General features: G+C 69.7%; 24 protein-coding genes. 9 read left to right on the plus strand and 15 right to left on the minus strand.

Annotation, left to right across the window (positions count from 1 at the left end; all coding sequences use genetic code 11):
- From BUE30_RS12850 to hemJ, 7 genes are all read right to left on the minus strand, one after another.
- Positions 1 to 891: a ParB/RepB/Spo0J family partition protein gene (locus tag BUE30_RS12850; RefSeq protein ID WP_073331318.1), complete on the minus strand. Its 891-nt coding sequence runs from the start codon at positions 889 to 891 to the stop codon at positions 1 to 3.
- Positions 875 to 1,675 (minus strand): ParA family protein, encoded by an 801-nt coding sequence (locus BUE30_RS12855; RefSeq protein WP_073331321.1) that lies wholly within the window; start codon positions 1,673 to 1,675, stop codon positions 875 to 877. Before BUE30_RS12855 ends, BUE30_RS12850 begins: the two co-directional genes overlap by 17 nt.
- Before the next feature lie 5 nt (positions 1,676 to 1,680).
- Positions 1,681 to 2,277 (minus strand): 16S rRNA (guanine(527)-N(7))-methyltransferase RsmG, encoded by a 597-nt coding sequence (rsmG, locus tag BUE30_RS12860; protein ID WP_244526360.1) that lies wholly within the window; start codon positions 2,275 to 2,277, stop codon positions 1,681 to 1,683.
- Positions 2,270 to 4,120 (minus strand): tRNA uridine-5-carboxymethylaminomethyl(34) synthesis enzyme MnmG, encoded by a 1,851-nt coding sequence (gene mnmG, locus BUE30_RS12865; protein WP_073331324.1) that lies wholly within the window; start codon positions 4,118 to 4,120, stop codon positions 2,270 to 2,272. The genes rsmG and mnmG overlap by 8 nt, the downstream gene beginning before the upstream one ends.
- 10 nt (positions 4,121 to 4,130) lie before the next feature.
- The gene (gene mnmE / locus BUE30_RS12870) at positions 4,131 to 5,396 is read right to left on the minus strand and encodes a tRNA uridine-5-carboxymethylaminomethyl(34) synthesis GTPase MnmE (RefSeq protein ID WP_073331328.1); all 1,266 of its coding nucleotides are present in this window, start codon (positions 5,394 to 5,396) and stop codon (positions 4,131 to 4,133) included.
- A 21-nt stretch (positions 5,397 to 5,417) separates the two neighbouring features.
- Positions 5,418 to 6,692: a transcription termination factor Rho gene (rho, locus tag BUE30_RS12875; RefSeq protein WP_073331331.1), complete on the minus strand. Its 1,275-nt coding sequence runs from the start codon at positions 6,690 to 6,692 to the stop codon at positions 5,418 to 5,420.
- A gap of 154 nt (positions 6,693 to 6,846) precedes the next feature.
- Positions 6,847 to 7,293: a protoporphyrinogen oxidase HemJ gene (hemJ, locus tag BUE30_RS12880; protein WP_073331334.1), complete on the minus strand. Its 447-nt coding sequence runs from the start codon at positions 7,291 to 7,293 to the stop codon at positions 6,847 to 6,849.
- A 418-nt stretch (positions 7,294 to 7,711) separates the two neighbouring features.
- Here hemJ and BUE30_RS12885 point away from each other — a divergent pair, with 418 nt between their 5' ends.
- From BUE30_RS12885 to dnaQ, 4 genes are read left to right on the plus strand one after another with little or no spacing between them, the layout of a single operon-like run.
- Entirely contained in the window at positions 7,712 to 8,329 is a 618-nt protein-coding gene (locus BUE30_RS12885; protein WP_073331337.1) for a Maf family protein, read from the plus strand.
- Positions 8,326 to 9,159 carry a shikimate dehydrogenase gene (locus BUE30_RS12890; RefSeq protein ID WP_073331340.1) on the plus strand — a complete coding sequence of 278 codons (834 nt, stop codon included), beginning with the start codon at positions 8,326 to 8,328 and terminating at the stop codon, positions 9,157 to 9,159. The genes BUE30_RS12885 and BUE30_RS12890 overlap by 4 nt, the downstream gene beginning before the upstream one ends.
- The gene (gene coaE / locus BUE30_RS12895) at positions 9,156 to 9,740 is read left to right on the plus strand and encodes a dephospho-CoA kinase (protein WP_073331343.1); all 585 of its coding nucleotides are present in this window, start codon (positions 9,156 to 9,158) and stop codon (positions 9,738 to 9,740) included. Before BUE30_RS12890 ends, coaE begins: the two co-directional genes overlap by 4 nt.
- Positions 9,741 to 10,433 carry a DNA polymerase III subunit epsilon gene (gene dnaQ / locus BUE30_RS12900; protein ID WP_073331346.1) on the plus strand — a complete coding sequence of 231 codons (693 nt, stop codon included), beginning with the start codon at positions 9,741 to 9,743 and terminating at the stop codon, positions 10,431 to 10,433. It begins immediately after the preceding gene.
- Between the two features lie 58 nt (positions 10,434 to 10,491).
- On the opposite strand, the gene secB is transcribed toward dnaQ, so the two are convergent.
- Together secB and BUE30_RS12910 are read right to left on the minus strand one after the other, a co-directional pair.
- On the minus strand, positions 10,492 to 11,025 hold the full coding sequence (gene secB, locus BUE30_RS12905) for a protein-export chaperone SecB (protein ID WP_073331349.1): 534 nt from the start codon (positions 11,023 to 11,025) through the stop codon (positions 10,492 to 10,494).
- An 83-nt stretch (positions 11,026 to 11,108) separates the two neighbouring features.
- On the minus strand, positions 11,109 to 11,633 hold the full coding sequence (locus tag BUE30_RS12910) for an FxsA family protein (protein ID WP_073331352.1): 525 nt from the start codon (positions 11,631 to 11,633) through the stop codon (positions 11,109 to 11,111).
- 103 nt (positions 11,634 to 11,736) lie between these two features.
- Here BUE30_RS12910 and BUE30_RS12915 point away from each other — a divergent pair, with 103 nt between their 5' ends.
- The 3 genes from BUE30_RS12915 (at position 11,737) to BUE30_RS12925 (ending at position 14,064) form a co-directional block, all read left to right on the plus strand.
- The gene (locus tag BUE30_RS12915) at positions 11,737 to 12,396 is read left to right on the plus strand and encodes a Tim44/TimA family putative adaptor protein (protein WP_073331355.1); all 660 of its coding nucleotides are present in this window, start codon (positions 11,737 to 11,739) and stop codon (positions 12,394 to 12,396) included.
- Positions 12,397 to 12,466: 70 nt separating this feature from the next.
- Positions 12,467 to 13,459 (plus strand): murein transglycosylase A, encoded by a 993-nt coding sequence (mltA, locus tag BUE30_RS12920; protein ID WP_073331924.1) that lies wholly within the window; start codon positions 12,467 to 12,469, stop codon positions 13,457 to 13,459.
- Entirely contained in the window at positions 13,459 to 14,064 is a 606-nt protein-coding gene (locus BUE30_RS12925) for a Smr/MutS family protein (RefSeq protein WP_073331358.1), read from the plus strand. Before mltA ends, BUE30_RS12925 begins: the two co-directional genes overlap by 1 nt.
- Here the strand turns inward: BUE30_RS12925 and BUE30_RS12930 are convergent.
- A complete protein-coding gene (locus BUE30_RS12930; RefSeq protein WP_073331361.1) occupies positions 14,047 to 15,288 on the minus strand; it encodes an MFS transporter in 1,242 nt (413 codons plus the stop codon). The two genes, BUE30_RS12925 and BUE30_RS12930, sit on opposite strands and share 18 nt — an antisense overlap.
- A 176-nt stretch (positions 15,289 to 15,464) precedes the next feature.
- Here BUE30_RS12930 and BUE30_RS12935 point away from each other — a divergent pair, with 176 nt between their 5' ends.
- Entirely contained in the window at positions 15,465 to 16,439 is a 975-nt protein-coding gene (locus BUE30_RS12935) for a diacylglycerol/lipid kinase family protein (RefSeq protein ID WP_170865645.1), read from the plus strand.
- Positions 16,436 to 17,227 carry a metallophosphoesterase family protein gene (locus BUE30_RS12940; protein ID WP_073331364.1) on the plus strand — a complete coding sequence of 264 codons (792 nt, stop codon included), beginning with the start codon at positions 16,436 to 16,438 and terminating at the stop codon, positions 17,225 to 17,227. Before BUE30_RS12935 ends, BUE30_RS12940 begins: the two co-directional genes overlap by 4 nt.
- Before the next feature lie 236 nt (positions 17,228 to 17,463).
- Here BUE30_RS12940 and hslU read toward each other — a convergent pair whose 3' ends face one another.
- The 5 genes from hslU to trxA all read right to left on the minus strand — a co-directional run bounded on the left by hslU (position 17,464) and on the right by trxA (position 21,718).
- Complete coding sequence (gene hslU, locus BUE30_RS12945; RefSeq protein WP_073331366.1) at positions 17,464 to 18,774, minus strand: ATP-dependent protease ATPase subunit HslU; 1,311 nt, start codon at positions 18,772 to 18,774, stop codon at positions 17,464 to 17,466.
- Entirely contained in the window at positions 18,771 to 19,850 is a 1,080-nt protein-coding gene (locus BUE30_RS12950; protein WP_073331369.1) for a hypothetical protein, read from the minus strand. Before BUE30_RS12950 ends, hslU begins: the two co-directional genes overlap by 4 nt.
- Before the next feature lie 58 nt (positions 19,851 to 19,908).
- Complete coding sequence (gene hslV, locus BUE30_RS12955) at positions 19,909 to 20,466, minus strand: ATP-dependent protease subunit HslV (protein WP_073331372.1); 558 nt, start codon at positions 20,464 to 20,466, stop codon at positions 19,909 to 19,911.
- A 78-nt stretch (positions 20,467 to 20,544) separates the two neighbouring features.
- Positions 20,545 to 21,243 carry a tellurite resistance TerB family protein gene (locus BUE30_RS12960; RefSeq protein WP_073331375.1) on the minus strand — a complete coding sequence of 233 codons (699 nt, stop codon included), beginning with the start codon at positions 21,241 to 21,243 and terminating at the stop codon, positions 20,545 to 20,547.
- 154 nt (positions 21,244 to 21,397) lie between these two features.
- Positions 21,398 to 21,718, minus strand: coding sequence for a thioredoxin (gene trxA, locus BUE30_RS12965; RefSeq protein WP_073331378.1), 321 nt, complete (start codon positions 21,716 to 21,718; stop codon positions 21,398 to 21,400).
- Between the last annotated feature and the right edge of the window lie 17 nt (positions 21,719 to 21,735).

Consider the following 21,735-nt stretch of genomic DNA (forward strand, 5'->3'; position numbering starts at 1 on the left):
CTATCCGCCCGACAGGACCCGCAGCAGGTCGTCGAGCTGGGCCAGGGACTTGTAGCGCAGGGTGAGGCAACCGCTCTCTTCCCCCGGGTCCTGGTCGATGCTCACCCCCATGCCGAGCGTCGCGGCGAGATCGCCCTCGATCTGGCGGGTATCCGCATCCTTCTCGCGGCTGGCCCGGCTGGGGCGCGGACGGCTGGCGGCGGGCGCCTTTCGGGCCAGCGCCTCGGTCTCGCGCACCGACAGACCGGCGCCGACGACGCGGCGAGCGAGCTCGACCGCTTCGGGATGGCCGATCAGCGCGCGGGCATGGCCTGCGGTGAGCGTGCCGGCGGAGAGCATCGAGCGCACCTCTTCCGGCAGGCCGAGCAGGCGCATCAGGTTGGCGATATGGCTGCGCGACTTGCCGAGCGCCTGGGCCAGTTGCTCCTGCGTGTGGCCGAACCTGTCCATCAGCTGCCGGTAGCCCGCCGCCTCGTCCACCGGGTTGAGATCGGCCCGCTGGATGTTCTCGATGATCGCGACCTCGAGCACCTCGGTGTCGGTATAGTCGCGCACCAGGACCGGCATGTCGTGCAGCTGCGCCATCTGCGCGGCGCGCCAGCGCCGTTCCCCGGCTACGATCTGGTAGCGCCCCTCCTGCCCCGGCGCGGCGCGGACGATGATCGGCTGGATCACCCCCTTCTCGCGGATCGAATCGGCGAGCTCGCGCAGGTGACCTTCGTCGAACCTGCGGCGCGGCTGGTCGGGATTCGGCTCGATCGATTCGATCGGCAGACGGGTGTCGGGCCGCCGCGCCGCGCCCGATTCATCCCCCTGTACGGGGGCGACGTCCGACATCAGGGCGGAGAGGCCGCGGCCGAGGCCCCGCGGGCGGTTACCGGGCTGCGACATGGGAGGCCTCCTGCGGGACGGAATGACGGGCGATCAGTTCCTCGGCCAGCGCGACATAGGCACGGGCCCCGGCCGAGGCGGGGTCGTAATCGAGGATGGACATGGCGAAGGACGGCGCCTCGCTCAGGCGGACGTTCCGGGGGATCAGCGTGCGGAACACCAGATCGCCGAGATTGTCCCGGGCATCGGCCTCGACCTGCTGGGACAGGTTGTTGCGGCGATCGTACATCGTCAGGACGACGCCCTCGATCCCGAGCGACGCGTTCGCGGTCGACCGGATCTGCCGGATCGTCAGCATGAGCTGCGACAGGCCTTCCAGCGCGAAGAACTCCGCCTGGAGGGGGATCAGCACCGAGTCCGACGCAACCATCGCATTGATCGTCAATATATTGAGACTGGGCGGGCAATCGATCAATATGTAGTCGTAGTCGAGCGGGGTGCTCTGCAGACGTCGCTTGAGGAGCGAAACCCGGTTCTGTGCGCCGGCGAAATCGAGATCGGCCGAACTGAGATCGGTGGTCGCCGGGACGATGGACAGGCCGGAATACCGCGTCTCGATGGCGACCTCGGAAACCTCATGCTCGCCCGCGATCAGATCGTATGTCGTGAGAGACCGCCGCGCGCCATCGATCCCCAGCCCCGTCGAAGCGTTGCCTTGGGGATCGAGGTCGACCAGCAGCACGCTCTTGCCGGTCGCGGCTAGGGCGGCGGAGAGATTCGTCGCGGTGGTCGTCTTGCCGACGCCACCCTTCTGGTTGACGATCGAGATGATGCGCGGACCCATCGTAGTCACCCCTCTCGTGAAACGGCGTGCAGGCAGAGGACGACACCGTCGGGCGATGTCCGGCTCGGCAGGATCTCGTGGTCGAACCCCGTAAGGTCGCTCTCCTCCAGCTCCTGCCGGTAAGAGGCCCCCTTCGGGAGGATCGCGGTTCCGCCCGGGGCGAGATGCCGGCGCACCAGCGGAAGGAGCCGCGGGAGGGGCGCAAGTGCCCGGGCGCTGACGATGTCGGCCGCCTGCGGAGGCGCGGTCTCGATCCGTTCCGCGAGGACGTCCGCATCGAGGTCCAGTGTGCGGCAGACTGTTCGCAGGAACGTCGCCTTCCTCTGGTCGCTTTCGATCATCGTGATCCGCGTGAGACTGCCCCGGAACGCGATTGCAACCACGATTCCGGGCAATCCTCCGCCGCTACCCAGGTCAACCCATCGGCGCGGTCTCGGCGCAATGTCGACGAGTTGAAGCGCGTCCTCGACGTGCCGCGTCTGCCACTCCGTCAACGAGGACGGAGATACCAACTGGATCCTGCTGTTCCAGGTACGGAGCAGCGCCTCGTACCGGCCGATATCCTGCCATGTTTCACGTGAAACGCCCATGACCTCAGACACGCTCGACCGACTTCGTCCTGCTGGCTGCCAGAAGAACGGCGAGACCTGCGGGCGTCATCCCCTCTATCCTGGAGGCTTCACCCAGCGTGCGTGGTCGCACCGCGGACAGCTTCCGCGCGAGTTCGTTCGAAAGTGAGGGAAGTCTCTCATAGGAAAGATCCGCCGAGAGGGCCGTCGCCTCCTCCTCCTTCAGGCGGACGGCTTCTGCCGCCTGTCGTTCCGCATGGGTCGCATAGAGCCGGTCGGCGCGGATCGTTTGAAGAACGTCAGGCGGAAGTCGAGCCAGATCCGGCCGCAACGCGATCAACGCCTTCTCGTCGAAGTCGGACAGCCGGAGCGCCTCGAAGATGCTCCGCCCCTCCCGCGCCTTGGCCCCGGAAGCCTCGAGTTCCGCAGTCGTGATACGGTCGCCGGCAAATCCATCGACCAAGGACGCGATCATCTCTTGCTTCGCTTCGAAGAGGTCCTGGCGTTCCTTCCCGACGATGCCCGCCTCGATCCCGTGCCGGGTGAGACGCCGGTCGGCATTGTCCGGACGAAGGCTCAGCCGGAACTCGGCACGCGAGGTAAACATCCGGTAGGGTTCCGTCACCCCCCGCGTGGTCAGGTCGTCGACCATCACTCCGATGAAGGAATTCGACCGGTCGAAGGGAATGCCGTCGGAGAGGCCGATACGGCAAAGCGCCCCCAGGCCGGCGACCAGACCTTGGGCCGCCGCTTCCTCGTACCCCGTCGTGCCGTTGATCTGCCCGGCGAGGAACAGGCCCGGCAGAGCCCGAAGGTGCAGCGAAGTGTCGAGCGATCTGGGATCGACGTAATCGTATTCGATCGCGTAGCCGGGGGTCAGGATCTCGGCCTTCTCGAGCCCCTCCATGCTCCGCACGTAGTCCAGCTGGACGTCGGTCGGCAGCGAGGTCGAGATCCCGTTCGGATAAACGACGTTCGTGGTCAGACCTTCCGGCTCGAGGAAGACCTGATGGCTGTCCTTGTCCGCGAAGCGGACGACCTTGTCCTCGATCGACGGACAGTAGCGGGGTCCGTTGCTCTGGATTGCCCCACCGTAGATCGCGGAACGATCCAGGTTTGCGCGGATGATGTCATGCGTTCGGGGATTGGTCCTCGTGATGCCGCAGGAGATCTGCCGGCAGCCAACGCCATGCGTCAGGAACGACAGGTAGGCGGGATTGCCATCCGCCGGCTGTTGCTCCAGCCGGGACCAGGCGATCGTTCGGCCGTCGAGGCGGGGCGGCGTTCCGGTCTTGAGCCGCCCCATCGGCAGCTTCATCTCGTAGAGGCGCCGCGCGAGCAGGTTCGACGGACGCTCCCCGACACGTCCGGCAACCTCGCGCTCTTCGCCCCTGTAGATGACTCCGCCGAGGAAGGTGCCGGTCGTCAGGATCACCGCCTCCGACCGGATTTCCGATCCGTCGCCGAGGCGGATCCCGAGGACCCGCTGGCCGTCGAGGATCACGTCAACGACCTCGCCCTCGACGATGTCGAGATCGGGTAGCCCCGCCAACGTGAATTGAACGAAACGGGCGTAGAGCGCGCGGTCGGACTGCGTCCGTGGACCGTGGACCGCCGGGCCCTTGCTCGCGTTCAGGAGCCGGTATTGAATACCGGACGCATCCGCAGCACGCCCCATGATCCCGTCGAGCGCGTCGACTTCGCGAACGAGGTGCCCCTTCCCCACGCCCCCGATGGCTGGATTGCAGCTCATCGCCCCGATCGTGTCGCGCCGCATGGTCACGAGCGCCGTCCGGGCGCCACCGCGAACCGCGACTGCGGCTGCTTCGGTTCCGGCGTGACCGCCACCGACGACGACGACATCGAAATGTTTCACGTGAAACGTCCTATTTCCCGATACAGAACGAAGCGAAGATGTCACCGAGCAGATCCTCGACGTCGACATGGCCGAGAATGGACGAGAGCGCCCTGATCGCCAGCCGCAGATCCTCCGCGATCAGCTCGGGCGAGGCGCCCGCAAGTATGCCGTCCTCGGCCCCTGCGAGGTAGCCCATCGCTGCTTCCATCGCAAGACGATGCCGATCCCGAATGGCGTAGGCTCCCGTCGGGACACGCGTCCGAAGCCTGTCCACGACCTGCCCGATCAGGGAATCGACGCCGGCCCCGGTTCGGCCCGAAATACCGCCTGCCAACCCATCGTCGTCCTTCGGTACCAGGACGAGGTCATCCGGACCGGCATCTTCCGCGTCACCGAGATACACGCGAATGTCGGCGGCCGCCGCCCTCTGCCGACCGAAATCGATGCCGGCCGCTTCGACCCCGTCGGCGTCCTCTCGCAACCCCGCGGTATCGAGCACGGTCACCGGCAAGCCGCCCAGGTCCAGCCTGACCTCGATCACGTCTCTCGTCGTACCGGCAATTTCGGAGGTGAGGGCCGCCTGACGTCCGGCGAGGCGGTTGAGCAAGGTCGACTTTCCGGCATTCGGCGGCCCCACGATCGCGACCTCGAATCCCCGCCGCACCCGTTCCGCCCCCTGCCCGTTCCGATGCGCCGATTCGATTCGCGAGGAGAGATCGGCGATCATCGCCCCGACCTCGTCCATCAACCCGTCCGGGATCTCGTCCTCCGAGAAATCGAGCGTGGCCTCGACCAGAGCCATGGCCCGAACCGCCAGACCCCGCCACGTTTCCACCGCGCGGCCGAGCTGCCCCGACATGACCTCCATCGCCTGCCGCCGCTGGATCTCGGTCTCGGCGTCGATCAGGTCCGCCAGCGCCTCGACCTGGACGAGGTCCAACCGGCCCGCCACGAGGGCCCGCCGGGTGAACTCCCCCGGCTCGGCCAGGCGCAGCCCGGGCATCGCGGCAAGCCGGTCGAGCAGGGCGCGAACCACGGCGAGGCTGCCGTGGCACTGGAGCTCCACCACCGGCTCCCCGGTGAAGCTTCGCCCCCCGGCAAAGGTCAGGACCAGCGCCTCGTCGATCAGCGCGCCCGACGCGTCCACCAGCCGCCGCAGCGCGCGTCCGTGCTCGGGCAGCGCGCCGGCCAGACCTTCCCCCGCCTCCCGGGCCTTTGGACCCGAGATCCGGACGATAGAGACCCCGGCCCGCCCCTGCGCCGTAGCCTCCGCAAAGATGGTATCCGACGACAAGGTACTGATTTTATTTGTTTATCAGGTATTCATCGAATCGAAGAAATCCGAGTTCGTCTTCGTCTGCTTCAGCTTGGACAAGAGGAACTCGATCGCGTCGGTCGTGCCCATCGGGTTGAGGATCCGCCGCAGCACGTAGGTCTTGGCCAGATCCGTCTTGTCGACGAGCAGGTCCTCCTTCCGCGTGCCGGACTTGAGGATATCGAGCGCCGGGAATACCCGCTTGTCCGCCACCTTGCGGTCGAGGACGATCTCGGAATTGCCGGTCCCCTTGAACTCCTCGAAGATCACCTCGTCCATCCGGCTGCCGGTATCGATCAGCGCGGTCGCGATGATCGTCAGCGACCCGCCCTCCTCGATGTTCCGCGCCGCCCCGAAGAAGCGTTTCGGCCGCTGCAGCGCATTGGCGTCGACGCCGCCCGTCAGCACCTTGCCGCTCGACGGTACGGTCGTGTTGTAGGCCCGGCCGAGTCGCGTGATGGAATCGAGCAGGATCACCACGTCCCGCTTGTGCTCCACCAGGCGCTTGGCCTTCTCGATGACCATCTCGCTGACCGCCACGTGCCGCGTCGCCGGCTCGTCGAAGGTCGAGGACACGACCTCGCCCTTCACCGACCGCTGCATGTCCGTCACCTCCTCCGGCCGCTCGTCGATCAGCAGCACGATGAGGTAGCATTCAGGGTGATTGCGCTCGATCGAGTGGGCGATGTTCTGCAGCAGCACTGTCTTGCCGGTCCGCGGCGGCGCCACGATGAGCGAGCGCTGTCCCTTCCCGATCGGCGAGACCAGATCAATGATCCGGGCCGAGCGGTCCTTGATCGTCGGGTCGTCCTCGATCTCCATCGTCAGGCGCTCGTCCGGGTAGAGTGGCGTCAGGTTGTCGAAGGCAACCTTGTGCTTGGCCTTCTCGGGGCTCTCGAAATTGATCGATTCGACCGTGATCAGTGCGAAGTAGCGCTCGTTGTCGTTCGGCTCCTTGATCACGCCCTGGACCGTGTCGCCGGTCCGCAGCGAATACTGCCGGATCATCTCGGGCGAGACGTAGATGTCGTCCGGGCCCGGCAGGTAGTTCGCCTCGGGCGAGCGCAGGAAGCCGAAGCCGTCCTGCAGGACCTCGAGGACGCCGTCCCCGCCGATCACCCATTCCTCGTCCGCGCGCTCGCGCAGGATCGCGAACATCATGTCGCCCTTGCGCATGGTCGAGGCGTTCTCGATCTCCAGCTCCTCGGCGAGGGCGAGAAGATCCTTGGGGCTCTGCGCCTTGAGATCGGCGAGGTTCAGACGGTCGAGGGTCATCGGTAATATCCGTGGGATGGGCGGGCGCGGACCGCCGCTCGCAGGCGGGGTCTGACGCAGGTCATGGCAATGAGACGCGGATCCCGGACGGGCCGCTGATTGCAGCAGGTAAGCGGCCCGGGACGCCCTGTCAACGCTCGCGCGCGCCGGGGGCTCAGAACGGGCGGACGATCACCGCCACCACGATCACCACCAGAAGCAGCGTCGGCACCTCGTTCGCCATGCGCCAGGACCGGCCGCCGAGCGTGTTGGTCCCGGCCGCGAAATCCCTGGCCCGCCGTGCGAGCCAGATGTGGAACACCGTCATCGCCACCACGCCGCCCAGTTTCGCCCAGCCCCAGACCGCGCCGAAATCCAGAGCACCCATCGCGATCAGGGCCAGCCCGGCCAGCCAGGCCGCGATCATCGCCGGCCGCATGATCAGCCGCAGCAGCTTGCCCTCCATCACGAGGAAGGTCTCTTCCAGCGCGCTGCCCCGCTCCGCCCGCTCGGCGTGATAGACGAAGAGCCGCGGCAGGTAGAAGAGCCCGGCCATCCAGGCGACCACCGCGATCACGTGAAACGCCTTGATCCAGGGATAGAGGGTCGAGAGCCAGGTCATGCCCCGCTTTCCCTCAATAGAAAGAAAAAGAAAAGAAGGATGATGTGGTAGTAGGGGGTGTGGAGAAGTCGCGCGGCCGGGACAGTCTACAGCTCTGTCCACAGGCTGCCGTGCCGGGCGCATTCCGCATGGCAGGGCTGATCATTCATTATTCCGTTCCAGAACATGATCTTACCCTTCGCTGTCGTCCCCCGTTTCCCACCGGATCCGCCTTGACTCCCGGACCGGGCCGGGGTTTTCCACAGAACCGATTCCTCCCCGTCCTCAAGGGAGAACCGCCGTCGACGAAGGGACGGATTCGGTCGCCGCGGGCCGGGCGGCGCCGGGACGCCCGCGGGGCCGCCGGTCCTCCCCAGGCCGCCCCCGTTCCGTCCCGCCCTTTTCCACAGGGCTGCCCAGAGGAGCCGTCCGAGAGCCCATGACAGAGACCGACCCGACCGATCCCGACCTGATCGTCGCCTCCGCTAGCGCGATCCGCGCGACGCTCCTGCGCAATGCCGGGCTCGCCATCGCCGTCCAGCCGGCACCGATCGACGAGCCGGCGCTGCGCCGGGCGCTGGAGGCCGAGGGCGCCTCGCCCCGCGACACCGCCGATGCGCTGGCCGAGGCGAAGGCGATCCGCGTCTCGGCCAAGCGGCCCGGCGCGCTGGTCCTCGGCTGCGATCAGGTGCTCGACCATGACGGGGCGGTTCTCGCCAAGCCGGAGGATCCGGACGAGGCGATCGCCCAGCTGACGGCGATGTCGGGGCGCACCCACCGTCTCCTCTCGGCCGCGGTCCTGGCCGAGGACGGCGCGCCGAAATGGCGCCATGTCTCCACCGTGCGGATGCACATGGCCCCCCGGTCCCCCGAATGGATCGCAGGCTATGTCGAGCGGAACTGGGACAGCATCCGGCACGCGGTCGGGGCCTACAAGCTCGAGGAGGAAGGCGTGCGCTTGTTTTCGCGGGTGGAGGGCGATTACTTTGCGATCCTGGGGCTGCCGCTCCTCGAAGTTCTGAATCACCTGACCCTGACCGGCCGACTGACATCGTGACCCGCCCCGCAATCCCCCTCGCCGGCGTGATCGGCAACCCGGTCGGCCATTCGCTGTCGCCCGGGCTGCACGGGCATTGGCTGCGCCGCTACGGGATCCGGGGGCACTACGTTCCGCTCCAGGTGGGCGAGGACGACCTTGCGCAGGTGATCCGCGCCCTGCCTCGCATGGGTTTCGTCGGCGCCAACGTCACGATTCCGCACAAGCGCGCGGTGCTCGACATCGCCGACCAGGCCAGCGACCGGGCGATCCTGATGGGGGCGGCCAACACGCTCACCTTCCTCGAGGACGGCCGGATCCTGGCCGACAACACGGACGCGCACGGTTTCCTCGCCAATCTCCGGCAGGAAGCGCCGGACTGGGACCCCTCCCGCGGCCCGGCCTGCGTGCTCGGCGCGGGCGGCGCGGCGCGCGCGGTGATCGCGGCCCTGCTCGAGGCCGGGGTGCCCGAGGTGATCCTGACCAACCGTACCCGCCCCAAGGCCGAGGCGCTGCGCGCCGATCTCGGGACCCGGGTGCGCGTGCTCGACTGGGTGCAGGCCGGCAACGCCGTGGACGAGGCCGAGACGGTGGTGAACACGACCTCCCTCGGGATGGAGGGGCAGCCCGAGCTCCGCGTACCGCTGGACGGGCTGCGCCCGGGCAAGCTGGTGACCGACATCGTCTACGCCCCGCTCCGGACCCGCCTGCTGCGCGTGGCCGAGGACGAGGGATGCACGACCGTCGACGGGCTCGGCATGCTGCTGCACCAGGCGGTCCCGGGATTCGAGCGCTGGTTCGGCAAGCGGCCCGAGGTCGACCGCGAGGCGCGGGACGCCGTCCTGAAGTGACCCGGATCCTCGGCCTGACCGGGTCCATCGGCATGGGCAAGTCCACCGCCGCCACGATGTTCCGCGATCTCGGCGTGCCGGTCTGGGATGCCGACGCCGCCGTCCACCGGCTCTACGCTGCCGGCGGCGCGGGCACGGGCCCGGTCGGGGCCGCCTTTCCCGGCGCGATCAAGGACGGCGCCGTGTCGCGGCCCCGCCTGAAGGCCATCCTCGCGGCCGATCCCTCCGCCCTGACCCGGCTCGAGGCGATCGTCCATCCGCTCGTCGCCGCCGACCGCGCCGCCTTCCTCGCCGGGACCGAGGCGCCGCTCGTCCTGCTCGACATCCCGCTGCTCTACGAGACGGGGCTCGAGGGCCTCTGCGATGCCGTCGCCGTCGTCTCGACCGATGCCGTGACCCAGGCCGCCCGCGTCCTCGCCCGGCCCGGCATGACCCGGGACCAGCTGGACGCGCTCCTCGCCCGGCAGATGCCGGATGCCGAGAAACGGGCCCGCGCCGATTACCTGATCGACAGCGGATCGCTGGAATCCGCCCGCGCGGACGTGCTACATATCGTGGAGGACATGCGGCGGGGCAGCTAGATGCGCGAAATCGTTCTGGATACCGAGACGACGGGGTTCGAGCCCGAGCAGGGCGACCGCATCGTCGAGATCGGCGCGGTGGAGCTGCTGAACCACGTCCCCACGGGCCGCACCTACCACCAGTACATCAACCCCAAGCGGTCGATGCCGCAGGGCGCGTTCGAGATCCACGGTCTCGGGGACGAGTTCCTCGCCGACAAGCCAGTCTTCGAGGAGATCGGGCAGGCCTTCCTCGACTTCGTCGGCGATGCGCGGCTGGTGATCCACAACGCCGCCTTCGACATGAAGTTCCTCAATGCCGAGCTGGGCTGGTGCAACCTGCCCCGCCTGCCGGACGACCGCGCCATCGACACGCTGCTGATCGCACGCCGCCGCTTTCCCGGCGCGCCCGCCTCGCTCGACGCGCTCTGCCGTCGCTTAGGGATCGACAATTCCTCGCGCACGCTGCACGGCGCGTTGCTCGACAGCGAGATCCTGGCCGATGTCTACCTGGAACTGATCGGGGGGCGGCAGCCGGATCTGGTGCTCGCCGGGCCCGCGCGATCCTCGGGCGAGGGCGAGACGGGCGGCGCCTGGCGGCCCGGTCCCCGGCCCCGCGCACTGCCGTCGCGGGTGACCGACGAGGAGGCCGCCGCCCATGCCGCCTTCGTCGAGCGGCTGGGCGACGGGGCGGTCTGGCGCAGCTTCGGCTAGGGCCGCAGCTGCCCGGGCCCCCGAGGGACCGAGGGACCGAAGCCGCCCCGGACCTTCCTCAGGCCTGCGTCGCGCCGTTCGTCGGGGCGCCGGCGGCCTGCTGGGCCTCCATCCGGCGCTGGATCTCCTGCCGGTAGATCGCGAGGAAGTCGATCTGGTCGAGGTTCAGCGGCGGGAAGCCGCCGTCCCGCGTCAGGTCGCCGACGATCCGCCGCACATAGGGGAAGGTCATGCGCGGGCATTCGATCAGCAGGTAGGGATGCAGCTGCGCCTCGGGCACGCCTTCCACCTGGAAGATCCCGGCATATTCCAGCTCGAGCACGAACAGGGTCTCGCCGCCCGATTTCGACTTCGACGTGCAGGTGAGCTTGGTGATCACCTCGTACTGGTTGTCGGCCCCGCGCTTGCGGGCGTCGAGCTTGACCTGCACCGAGATGTCCGGCTCGACCTGCCCGGTGATCCCGTTCCGCGCCAGGCCGTTCTCGAAGCTGAGGTCGCGGATGTACTGGGTCAGCACCTTCATGTTGACCTTCTGGGCCTGCTGGCCCCCGGCGGCTGCGTCGCCCTGCGGCGTGTCCGGCGTCTCGCCCATGTCGCGTCTCTCCCTGATGCGTCTGTTCTTCGGCGGTGTTGGTAGCAGCGGGGACGGGCCTGCTCAACCGCGGCCGGGCCCCATCAGTGCTGGGTCCAGCCCGAGGGGCGGTGGGTCGGTCGCCTCGGCGTGACCTCTTCCCATTCGCCCTCGATAACGCGGTCGTCGGGCCCGGCGCCGCGGGGGGGACGCGGATCGAAACCCGGGCCAGGGCGGGGGCCGGGCCGCGGCCCGGCGCCGCCGCCCATCGCGAAGCGTTCGACCCGGACCCGCTTTCTCGCCTCGCGCAGCACCGCGACGCGCACCCCCGGCACGAGCAGCAGGAAGCCCACGGCGTCGGTGAAGAAGCCGGGCGTCAGCAGCAGCGCGCCCGAGAACAGGATCATCGCGCCATGGGCCAGCGGCTCTGTCGGGTCGGAGAGCCGGTCGAGGCTGGAGCGCAGGTCGCGCATGGCCTGCGCCCCCTGGCTGCGGACGAGGGCGGTGCCGATCAGCGCGGTCACGATCACGATGAGGAGGGTCGGCCACAGGCCGATCCAGCCGCCGACGCTGATAAACAGCGCGATCTCGATCAGGGGAACGGCGACGAAGGCGGCGAACAGCCACATGGGCGGGCCCTTTCCAGCTTGTCGGGCCAGCGGTAGACGCAGGCCCCGGCGGACCCTACATAGGCACGACGCCCCCTTATGCCATGGCCCGGAAGGACCAAAGATGAACGGACCCATCCTGCAGCTGCTCGTCCTCGCGGGGATCGCGATCTTCCTGATCCTGCGGCTGCGTTCCGTTCTCGGCACCCGCGAGGGGTTCGAGAAGCCGCCGCAGGTCGACCGCGACGATCCCGCGCCGAAACGCCACGATTTCGAGGTGATCGAGGGCGGCCCCGACCGCGACATCGTCGACCACGTGCCGGAAGGGTCCGACGCCGCCGCCGCGCTGGCGCGGATGAAGCAGGCCGACCGGTCCTTCAGCCTGTCGGAGTTCCTGCAGGGCGCCCGCGGTGCCTACGAGATGATCCTGATGGCGTTCGAGCGCGACGACCTCGCCGCGGTGAAGCCCTATATCAGCGACGAGATCTACCAGGCCTTCGCCGAGGTGGTGGAGGAGCGCAAGGCCAAGGGCCTGAAGGTTGAGGCGACCTTCGTCGGACTGGGCGAGATCACGGTCAAGGACGCGACCTGGGACGAGGCCACGAAGGAGGCCGAGATCACCGTGCGCTTCGCCGGCGAGTTGACCTCGGTCGTGCGCGACGCCTCGGGCCAGATCGTCGAGGGCGACCCGACCGCGATCCGGCGCCAGCGCGACGTCTGGACCTTCGCCCGCACGATGGGCAGTGCCGACCCGAACTGGACGCTCGTCGCGACGGGCGAATAGGCGGGTGCTGCGGCGGGTCGCGGCAGGCCTGGCCCTCGCGGCGGGCCCGGTCCTCTGCGGGGGGGCGGCGATGGCCGACAGGCAGATCAGCCTCCTGGACTTCGAGGATCTGTCGGGCTGGGCGGAGGACGATCACGCCGCCGCGCTCGACGTCTTCCTCTCGACTTGCGGCGACATGCGCGGCGCCGACTGGTCGGCGCTCTGCGCCCTCGGCGATGCCGCCCGGTCCGATCCCCGCGCCTTCTTCGAGCATGCCTTCCGGCCGGTCCTGATCGAGGACGGGGCCGACATGCTGTTCACCGGCTATTACGAGCCCGAGATCCGCGGCGACCGCTTTCCCAGCGCCTACTACTCGATCCCCGTCTACCGTCTGCCCGACCCGCCGGAGGCCGGCTGGCCGACCCGGCAGGAGATCGACGAGGGCGCGTTCGACGGGCAGGGACTCGAGATCGCCTGGGTCCACGACCCGCTCGACCTGTTCTTCCTGCAGATCCAGGGCTCCGGCCGGATCTCGCTGCCGGGGGGCGACGCGATCCGGCTGGGGTTTGCCGGGGCGAACGGCCATCCCTACGCCTCGCTAGGGCAGGAACTAGTCGCGCGCGGCGAGTACGAGCCGCACCAGGTCAGCGCCGACGTGATCCGGTCCTGGGTCCGCCGCAACGGAGAGGACGGGCGGGCGCTGCTCTGGCACAACCCGTCCTACGTCTTCTTCCGCGAGGTGAACGAGGTCCCCCCCGAGCGTGGTCCCCTGGGCGCGATGAACCGGTCGGTCACGCCGCTGCGGTCGATCGCGGTCGATCCGTCGGTCTACCAGCTGGGCGCGCCGGTCTGGATCGAGAAGGCGGGCGCCGATCCGATGGCGCGGCTGATGATCGCGCAGGATACCGGCTCGGCCATCACCGGGGCGCAGCGGGCCGACATCTTCTACGGGACCGGCGCGGCGGCGGGCGCGCTGGCGGGGCGGATCCGCGACGGCGGCCGGATGGTGGCCTTGCTGCCGATCCAGCGCGCCTATGCGATGCTGCCGGATCCCGTTCCCGGTCCCGGGTCGGGGGACGGTTGATGCGACGTCCTCGGCATCTGTCGCCGGAGGAGCGGGCGCTCTGGGACCGGGTGGCGAAGAGCGCCGATCCGCTGGACCGGGCGCGGGCCGCGACCGAGGGCACCCCGCCGCCGCCGAAGGCGCCGCCGGCGCGCGTGCCGGATCCGCCCGCCCCACCCGCCGCGCCGCTACCGTCCTTCCGCGTGGGCGAGCGGGCATCCCCCGGCCGGCCGCACGACCTGCAGCCCACCATCGCCGAGCGGGTCGCGGCGCAGCCGGTGCGGATGGACGCCAAGACCCACAAGCGGCTCTCGCGCGGCAAGACCCCGCCCGACGCCCGGATCGACCTCCACGGCATGACGCTGGCCCAGGCCCATTCCGCGCTGGTCGCCTTCGTCCTGTCCAGCCAGATGAACGGGCGGCGGCACCTGCTCGTCATCACGGGCAAGGGCCGCGCGCGGGACGAGCTGGCGCCGATGCCGGTCGTGGAGGGGGCGCTGCGCCACCAGGTGCCGCACTGGCTGGAGCTGCCGCCGCTCGACCGGGCCGTCCTGCAGGTGACGCAGGCCCATCAGCGCCATGGCGGGGCAGGGGCCTATTACGTGACGCTACGCCGGCGCCGGTAGCGTCGCCCGCGCCCGGCGCGAGACCGGCAGCACCAGCGCCGCGCAGGCGAGGAAGATCACCGCATAGGCCTGGTATTGCATGGGCAGGTCCACCCCCGCATCGATCAGAAGCCCCGAGATCCCGGGCCCCAGCGCCGATCCCAGCACCATCAGCGCCGCGACCGCCGCCTTGATCGACCCGATATGCCGCGTTCCGAAGAACTCGGCCCAGCAGGCGGAGGGCAGGGTGGCCTGCCCGCCCCCCGCCAGCCCCATCAGGACCACCCCGGCGAGGCCCCAGGGCAGGGTCGGCCCCCAGGCATGGACGGTGAAGGCGGCCGCGACCGGCAACAGGTAGATCGGCAGCAGCGGCCCGGTCCCGAACCGGTCGATCAGCCAGCCGTAGACGATGGTCGAGCCGAGGAAGGCCGCCGTTCCCAGCGGGAAGAGCGCGACGAAGGAGAGATGCGACCAGCCCTTCAGCTCGGCGAAATGAACCTGGTGGAACCAGAAGGCGGTCGCGAAGGCCGGGAAGGCCATCAGGGACGGCGCCAGCGCCCAGAAGAGCGGGTGGCGCAGCGCCTCTGCCCGCGTCCAGTGCCGCCCGTCCATCCCGGCCTGCACGTTCACCTCGGCATCGGCCTGCGGCGTGCGCTCGGTCCGCAGCAGCGCCCAGAGCAGCGGGATCGCCAGCAGGGCGACCAGCGCCATCAGGACGAAGAGCGTGCGCCAGTCGAGGACGCGTTTCGCCGCGACGAGGGTGAGCGGCAGCGTCGCCTCGGCCGCCGCGAAGCCGAAGGTGGCGACGGCGAGGGCCCGGCCGCGCGTCGCGACGAACCAGCGCGCCATCGCCACCAGGGCGACATGGGACGCCATGCCCTGCCCGAAGAGCCGGAGCGCGAGGATGGCGAGCGGCAGGAGCGCCACCATCCGGTTGCCGGCCATGAACAGGCAGGAAAGCGCGAGGCAGACCAGCACCGCGCTGCCCAGCACCCGCACCCGGAACCGGTCGGCCAGGCCCCCGGCCCAGACCATGATCGCCGCCGACAGCCCCGTCCCCACCGTGTAGGTCAGGCCCCAGCCGCCGTCGGTCAGGCCGAACTCGGCCATGATCTCGGCCGCGAAGACGGACAGCAGGAAGGTCTGCCCGAAGGCCGACAGGAAGGACATCATCGCCCCCGCGCCCAGCCAGGGCGCGTTGTCGATCAGGAAGCGGCCGGTGCTCACGCGGGGGGCGGGGGTCATGGGGCTTGGGTCCGTCGGCGCGGTCTGCGCCCGTGGCCCGACCAATACCTTTCCCGCCCGGAAGGAAAGGGGGGCACGGAAACCCGGCCCCCGATGGACCCGGCGCGGGGCTCGCGCGTTCCGGTCGCGACGGGGCCCCGGCGGGGCCCGGACGGCATGGGAAAGCGAGAGCGCAATTGAGCAGCGCCGAGACGAAGGCCGGCCCCGGGGAGGGGCCGCATCAGCCACGGACGGCCAGTCGCGAGACCCGGTCCATCGTGGTGATCCGAAACAGCAAGTCCGGCCGCGCCGAGGCGCAGGACGCCTTCGTGCAGGCCGCGCTCGACCGGCTGGGGCCGACCGCGCGGCTCGTGACCTTCGAGCCGGGGACCGATCCCGCCGGCAAGGCGCGGCAGGCGGCCGAGGAGGGCGCCGACATCGTGATCGCGGCGGGCGGCGACGGCACGATCATGGGCGTGGCCAACGGCCTCGTCGGGACGGACGCGGCGATGGGCGTCCTGCCCGCCGGAACGTTCAACTTCTACGCGCGCGGCCTCGGCTTTCCCGAGGATGTCGAGGCGGCCGCGGATGCCAACCTGAACGGTTCCGTCGCCTGCCTGTCGCTCGGCGCGGTGGGGGACCAGATCTTCCTCAACAACGCCTCGATCGGGGTCTATCCCACGATCCTCAAGAACCGCGAGGAGGTCTACAGATCCTGGGGCCGCTCGCGGCTCGCGGCCTACTGGTCGGTCATCAAGACCTTCCTCAGGGTCCAGCGGCCGATCCGCATGACGCTGACCGTCGACGGGGTGGAGCGGCGGATGGTGACGCCGCTGCTCTTCGTCGGGCGGTCGGTCTACCAGATGGAGATGTTCGGCCTGCCCGGCCGCGAGGCGGTCGAGCGCGACGAACTCGTCGCCTTCGTCGGGACGAGGGGCGGGCGACGCGGCCTCTTCCTGCAGGCCTGGCACCTGATGCGCGGCACGATGCGCGAGGGGCGCGATTTCGACGTGCTGACGGGGCGCGAGATGATCGTCCGCACCCGGCGCAAGCGGGTCCTCGTGGCCTGCGACGGCGAGAAGTTCCGGATGGACAGCCCGATCCGCTTTGCCATGCGGGACCGCTGCCTCAACGTCATCATCCCCCGGACCAAGGACGAGGAGGCCGCGTGACCCGGCTGATCCATCTCTCCGACCTGCATTTCGGCCGCGTTCGCGCCGACCTGACCCGGCCCCTGATCGAGGTGGTGAACCGCCTCGCGGGGGACCTGGTGATCGTGTCGGGCGACTTCACGCAGCGCGCCCGCAACAGCCAGTTCCGCGCCGCCCGGGCGTTTCTCGACCGGATCGAGGCGCCGACCCTGTCTGTGCCGGGCAATCACGACACCCCGCTCGACAATCTCTGGGTCCGCTTCACCCGGCCGTTCTCGCGCTACCGGACCCACGTGGACGAGGAGCTCGAGCCCGAATGGCAGGACGGGACGGTCCGCGTCGTCGGGATCAACACGGTCACTCCCTGGTACTGGCAGCGCGGCCGGTTCCGGGGCCATGCCCGCCGCCGCGTCGCGGCCCGGCTGGGCGAGATCATGGACAGCCATATCGGCGTCGCGGTGATGCACCATCCGCTCGAGCAGGCGCCGGAGGTGGACAAGGAGCTGATGAAGGGCTCGTCCAAGGCGCTCAGCCAGCTCTCGCAGGCGGGAGCCGACGTGGTCCTGTCGGGCCATCTGCACAACGCCTCCGCCGCGCCGTTCGAGGCGGCGCCGGGGATCCTCTTCGTTCAGGCGGGGACCGGCCTGTCGACCCGCGTGCGTGCGGAGCCGAACTCGTTCAACGTCCTCGACATCGCGGGCGACGAGATCGCGGTGGAGCGCTGGGCCGCCTTCGACGACCCCAGCTTCTCGGCCGTGGGGGGCGAACGCTTCCGCTGGGACGGCACGCATTGGAGGGCGGTGGGGTAGGGGGCGACCGTGGGTATCCGGGGGTGGGGTTCCTGCGCCCCACCCTACGCCGGAATGTAGGGTGGGTCGCACCCACCCGGGCCGGCACCCATCCCGCGTGTCACGAGGACGGCATCCATTCCTTGGCCAGAGCCGGGGTGGGGCGGGTGGGTGCAACCCACCCTACGCCGGGTTGTAGGGTGGGTTGCACCCACCCGGGCCGGCATCCCCGAGGTCCCGACGCCCGGTCCCGCGCGTCACAGCACGTATCGCGACAGGTCCGCCGATTTTGCCAGGTCGCCGAGATGCTGGTCGACGAAGGCCCGGTCGACCTTGACGCTTGAGCCAGCGCGGTCGGGCGCCTCGAACGACAGATCCTCGAAGACACGCTCGATCACGGTGTAGAGCCGCCGCGCGCCGATGTTCTCGATCTCGGCATTCACCTCGGCCGCGATGCGGGCCAGCTCGGCGATCCCGTCCTCGGTGAACTCGACATGCACCTCCTCGGTGCCCATGAGGGCGGTGTACTGCCGCGTGAGGGCGTTGTCCGTTTCCGTCAGGATGCGGACGAAATCGCCCTCGGTCAGGGCCCGCAGCTCGACCCGGATCGGCAGGCGGCCCTGCAGTTCGGGCAGCAGGTCGGACGGTTTCGCCACATGGAAGGCTCCGCTCGCGATGAAGAGGATGTGGTCGGTCTTGACCGGCCCGTGCTTGGTGCTGACCGTCGTGCCCTCGATCAGCGGCAGCAGGTCGCGCTGCACGCCCTCGCGGCTGACATCGCCCCCGCGGGATCCCTCGGAATTGCGGCAGACCTTGTCGATCTCGTCGATGAAGACGATCCCGTTCTGCGCCACGTTCTCGAGCGCGGCCTTGGTCACGCTCTCGTCGTCGAGCAGCTTGTCCGCCTCGTCGGCGAGCAGCAGGTCGTAGCTGTCGGCGACGCTGACCCGCTTCTTCGTGGTGCGCCCGCCCATCGCCTTGCCGAAGATGTCTCCGAGGGACATGCCGCCCGGCATCATCCCGCCCTGGCCGGGGATCTCCATCGCGCCGAAGGGGTTGGAGGTGTCGGCCACCTCCACCTCGATCACGGTGTCGTCCAGTTCTCCGCTCCGCAGCTTCTTGCGGAACATCTCGCGCGTGCCCTCGCGCGCGTCCTTGCCGGCGATGGCGGTGACGACGCGGTCCTCGGCCCGCTCGCGGGCCTTGGCGGCCACGTCCTCGCGCATGTGCTCGCGGGTCTGGACGATGGCGATATCGACGAGATCCCGCACGATCTGTTCCACGTCGCGGCCGACATAGCCGACCTCGGTGAACTTGGTCGCCTCGACCTTGAGGAAGGGCGCGCGGGCGAGCTTGGCCAGCCGGCGCGAGATCTCGGTCTTGCCGACGCCGGTCGGGCCGATCATCAGGATGTTCTTGGGATAGACCTCGTCGCGCAGGTCGCTGCCCAGCTGCTTGCGCCGCCAGCGGTTGCGCAGGGCCACGGCGACGGCGCGCTTGGCGTCCTTCTGGCCGATGATGAAACGGTCGAGCTCGCTGACGATCTCGCGGGGGGTCAGGTCGGTCATTCTGAGACTCCGGAAGACGGGGGAAGGCGGTTCAGCGGAAGCACCGGACCCAGCAGGCGCAGCAGGCCCGCGCGGATCCGTTCCCAGAACGCGCCGAGGAGGAGGAGGACGATGCCGAGGCCCAGCACGCTCCACGCCGCGCCGTCCGTCCCGAAGACGGCGAAGCCCAGCGTGACCGAATAGCCCACGGCGGCGATGAGGAAGGAGCGGCGGTCGATCACCACCGCGACGAGGGCGAAGACGACCAGCACCGCGAAGAGCATCATGTTCGCCGCCGGGGTCTCGCGCGAGAGCAGGGTCAGGGCGACGGTGTTCACCAGCGCGGGGGCCGCCACAACGTGCAGCCAGAAGCCCTGGGCCGAGCGGCGGGTGACCCGGTGCGGGTCGCTCATGTCGAAGACCATCGCGACGGCGAAGACGACGATCCCCAGCAGCAGCGTGATCCAGGCGAAGGGCCCGCCGGAGGACAGCAGGAACACCTCGTCCAGCGTCTCGGGTGTGCCGGCGCGGGCGGCGGCGGCGACCATCGCCGTGGCGAAGGCACCGACCGCGATCAGCGCCATTGCGAAGGGCACGCGGAACCGTGCCCAGTAGCCCAGCAGCGCCAGCGTCGCGAGCGCCATGGGGATCGGCAGCGAGGAATAGTCCGCCTGCGCCACCATGAAGGGCTGGCTGAAGGCGAGCGAGAAGAAGGCGACCGCGTTCCCGGCCCAGAACAGGGCCAGCGCGATCGAGGGGGCGACCATCCGGCGGCGGCGGGTGAAGTATTCCGCCAGGGCCCAGATCACCGCGGCGGTGATCCCCGAGGCGATCAGCCCGCCGGTGAAGAAGTTGCCGCCGCCCCCCGCCGCCACGGCGATCCCCGCGACGGAGGACCAGCCGAAGGCGAGGATGACGAGGCCGACGACGATGAAGATCTCGTTGAAGCCCCGGAACAGCTCGAACGGCTCGTCCCCCGGCCGCAGACCGGTGCGCGCGCCGCTCCGCGCATGGGCCAGCGCGGAAAGCTGCGCCGCCTGCCGCTCGGTGATGGTGCCGGCGGCAACCGCGGCCTTGAGATCGTCGGCTTCGATCACCGGGTCACCCCGGCGGGTCCGGGCCCGTCCATCTCGCGCGCCTTCACTTCGATTCCGCTCACTTCGAGATCGTCTCGACGGTCAAGTTCCCGTTCGTGAAGACGCAGATATCCGCGGCGATCCCCATCGCCTTGCGCGCGATGGCCTCGGCATCGAGGTCGGTGTCCATCAGCGCCCGTCCGGCGGACAGCGCGTAGTTCCCGCCCGACCCGATCGCTGTCACGTCGTGCTCGGGCTCCAGCACGTCGCCGGCCCCGGTGATGACGTAGAGTTCGGCGCCGTCGGTGACGATCAGCATCGCCTCGAGCTTCTGCAGGTACTTGTCGGTGCGCCAGTCCTTCGCCAGTTCGACCGCCGCGCGCTGGAGCTGGCCGGGCTGCGCCTCGAGCTTCTTCTCCAGCCGTTCGAGCAGGGCGAAGGCGTCGGCGGTGGAGCCGGCGAACCCCGCGACCACGTCGAAGCCGCCCGGCGACAGGCGGCGCACCTTGCGCGCCGTGCCCTTGATGACGGTGTTGCCGAGGCTCACCTGCCCGTCGCCCGCCACGACAACCTGCCCGCCCTTGCGGACCGCCATGATCGTCGTGCCGTGCCAGCCGGGGAAATCGCTATCGGCCATGTCGCGCCTCCTGTCCGTTCGCGGCCGATATGGGCCGCACCGGCAGGGTGCGCAACCTCGCGGCCGGGGGGCGGGGCGTCAGGCGAGCGACTCGATCTCCTCGGCATCCATCCGCGACAGGCCCAGCCGCTCGCGCAGGTCGTCGAGATAGGCGCGGTTGCGGGGCGTGCGCGGATCGATCGCGGCGCAGGAGGCAAGGTAGACCTCCTCGGCCATCTCCTCGCCCTGGACCCTGGCGAGCAGCGCCTCGACCGGCTGGGGATTCGCCAGCTCGCGCTCCATCTCGGCGCGGTCCTGCGCGTCGCCGTCCGCTTCCTCGACCGCCTGCATGATGCGGGCCCGCTCCTCGGTCGAGAGGGCGCCGTCGGCATAGGCGGCCGTGACCATCGCGCGGATCAGCAGGCGGGCGTCGTCCTCGCTCAGACGGCCCGCGACCGCCTCTCCCTCGCGCAGGTCCTGCTCGGGCGGCTCGGCCGCGTCGGGACCCGCGACCTTGTCGACGAGGCCCTGGATCATCGCGCCGAGCCCGCCGGCGCTGCCCGCGCGGTCCGTCCCGGCGGCGGCATGGCCGGTCCCCGTCCGGGGCTGCGTGGCCCTGTGGTCCTGATAGGCGCGGTAGGCCATGTAGCCGAGGCCGAGAACGCCGAGCTTGCGGCCCAGTCCGCCGCGGCGCGAGCCGAGGGCGAGGGCGGCGGCGGTGCCGAGCCCGCCATGGCCGCGGCCCCGGCCCGCCATGCGCGAGGCGAGCATGGCGCCGAGAATGCGTTTGAAGCTCATGGGGGGTCCTCCTGTCAGCGGGGTCAGGGGGCGAACGCCGGACGAGGCGAGGCGTTCCGGCAGGACGTGCCGGACCGGGCACTGTCGGCGGACCCGCGCACGAAAAAGGGCGCCCGGCGGGGCGCCCCTTTCCGCTGCCCGATCGGGCGGAAACTCAGATCGAGGACTTGATCCAGTCGGCCAGCGCCGCCTTCGGCGCGGCGCCGGCGCGGTTCGAGACGACCTCGCCGTTCTTGAAGACGAAGAGCGCCGGGATGCCGCGCACGCCCATCTGGGCGGGGGACATCGGGTTCTCGTCCACGTTGACCTTCACGACCTTCACCTGGCCGTTCATCTCTTCCGAGATCTCTTCCAGCGCCGGGCCGATCATCTTGCAGGGGCCGCACCATTCGGCCCAGAAATCCACCACGACGGGAATGTCGGACTGGCGCACTTCGCTGTCGAAGGTCGCGTCCGTGACGGCTTGGGTGGCCATTGTTCTTCTCCTGATGA

This window comes from Wenxinia saemankumensis (assembly GCF_900141735.1).
Taxonomy (GTDB): Bacteria; Pseudomonadota; Alphaproteobacteria; order Rhodobacterales; family Rhodobacteraceae; genus Wenxinia; species Wenxinia saemankumensis.

Bases quoted from the DNA above. Each gene is read 5' to 3' on its own strand.
- BUE30_RS12850 (WP_073331318.1), bottom strand. From the start codon at position 891: ATGTCGCAGCCCGGTAACCGCCCGCGGGGCCTCGGCCGCGGCCTCTCC.
- BUE30_RS12855 (WP_073331321.1), bottom strand. From the start codon at position 1,675: ATGGGTCCGCGCATCATCTCGATCGTCAACCAGAAGGGTGGCGTCGGC.
- rho (WP_073331331.1), bottom strand. From the start codon at position 6,692: ATGACCCTCGACCGTCTGAACCTCGCCGATCTCAAGGCGCAGAGCCCC.
- hemJ (WP_073331334.1), bottom strand. From the start codon at position 7,293: ATGACCTGGCTCTCGACCCTCTATCCCTGGATCAAGGCGTTTCACGTG.
- BUE30_RS12885 (WP_073331337.1), top strand. From the start codon at position 7,712: ATGACAGAGACCGACCCGACCGATCCCGACCTGATCGTCGCCTCCGCT.
- dnaQ (WP_073331346.1), top strand. From the start codon at position 9,741: ATGCGCGAAATCGTTCTGGATACCGAGACGACGGGGTTCGAGCCCGAG.
- secB (WP_073331349.1), bottom strand. From the start codon at position 11,025: ATGGGCGAGACGCCGGACACGCCGCAGGGCGACGCAGCCGCCGGGGGC.
- BUE30_RS12910 (WP_073331352.1), bottom strand. From the start codon at position 11,633: ATGTGGCTGTTCGCCGCCTTCGTCGCCGTTCCCCTGATCGAGATCGCG.
- BUE30_RS12915 (WP_073331355.1), top strand. From the start codon at position 11,737: ATGAACGGACCCATCCTGCAGCTGCTCGTCCTCGCGGGGATCGCGATC.
- mltA (WP_073331924.1), top strand. From the start codon at position 12,467: ATGGCCGACAGGCAGATCAGCCTCCTGGACTTCGAGGATCTGTCGGGC.
- BUE30_RS12925 (WP_073331358.1), top strand. From the start codon at position 13,459: ATGCGACGTCCTCGGCATCTGTCGCCGGAGGAGCGGGCGCTCTGGGAC.
- BUE30_RS12930 (WP_073331361.1), bottom strand. From the start codon at position 15,288: ATGACCCCCGCCCCCCGCGTGAGCACCGGCCGCTTCCTGATCGACAAC.
- hslU (WP_073331366.1), bottom strand. From the start codon at position 18,774: ATGACCGACCTGACCCCCCGCGAGATCGTCAGCGAGCTCGACCGTTTC.
- hslV (WP_073331372.1), bottom strand. From the start codon at position 20,466: ATGGCCGATAGCGATTTCCCCGGCTGGCACGGCACGACGATCATGGCG.
- BUE30_RS12960 (WP_073331375.1), bottom strand. From the start codon at position 21,243: ATGAGCTTCAAACGCATTCTCGGCGCCATGCTCGCCTCGCGCATGGCG.
- trxA (WP_073331378.1), bottom strand. From the start codon at position 21,718: ATGGCCACCCAAGCCGTCACGGACGCGACCTTCGACAGCGAAGTGCGC.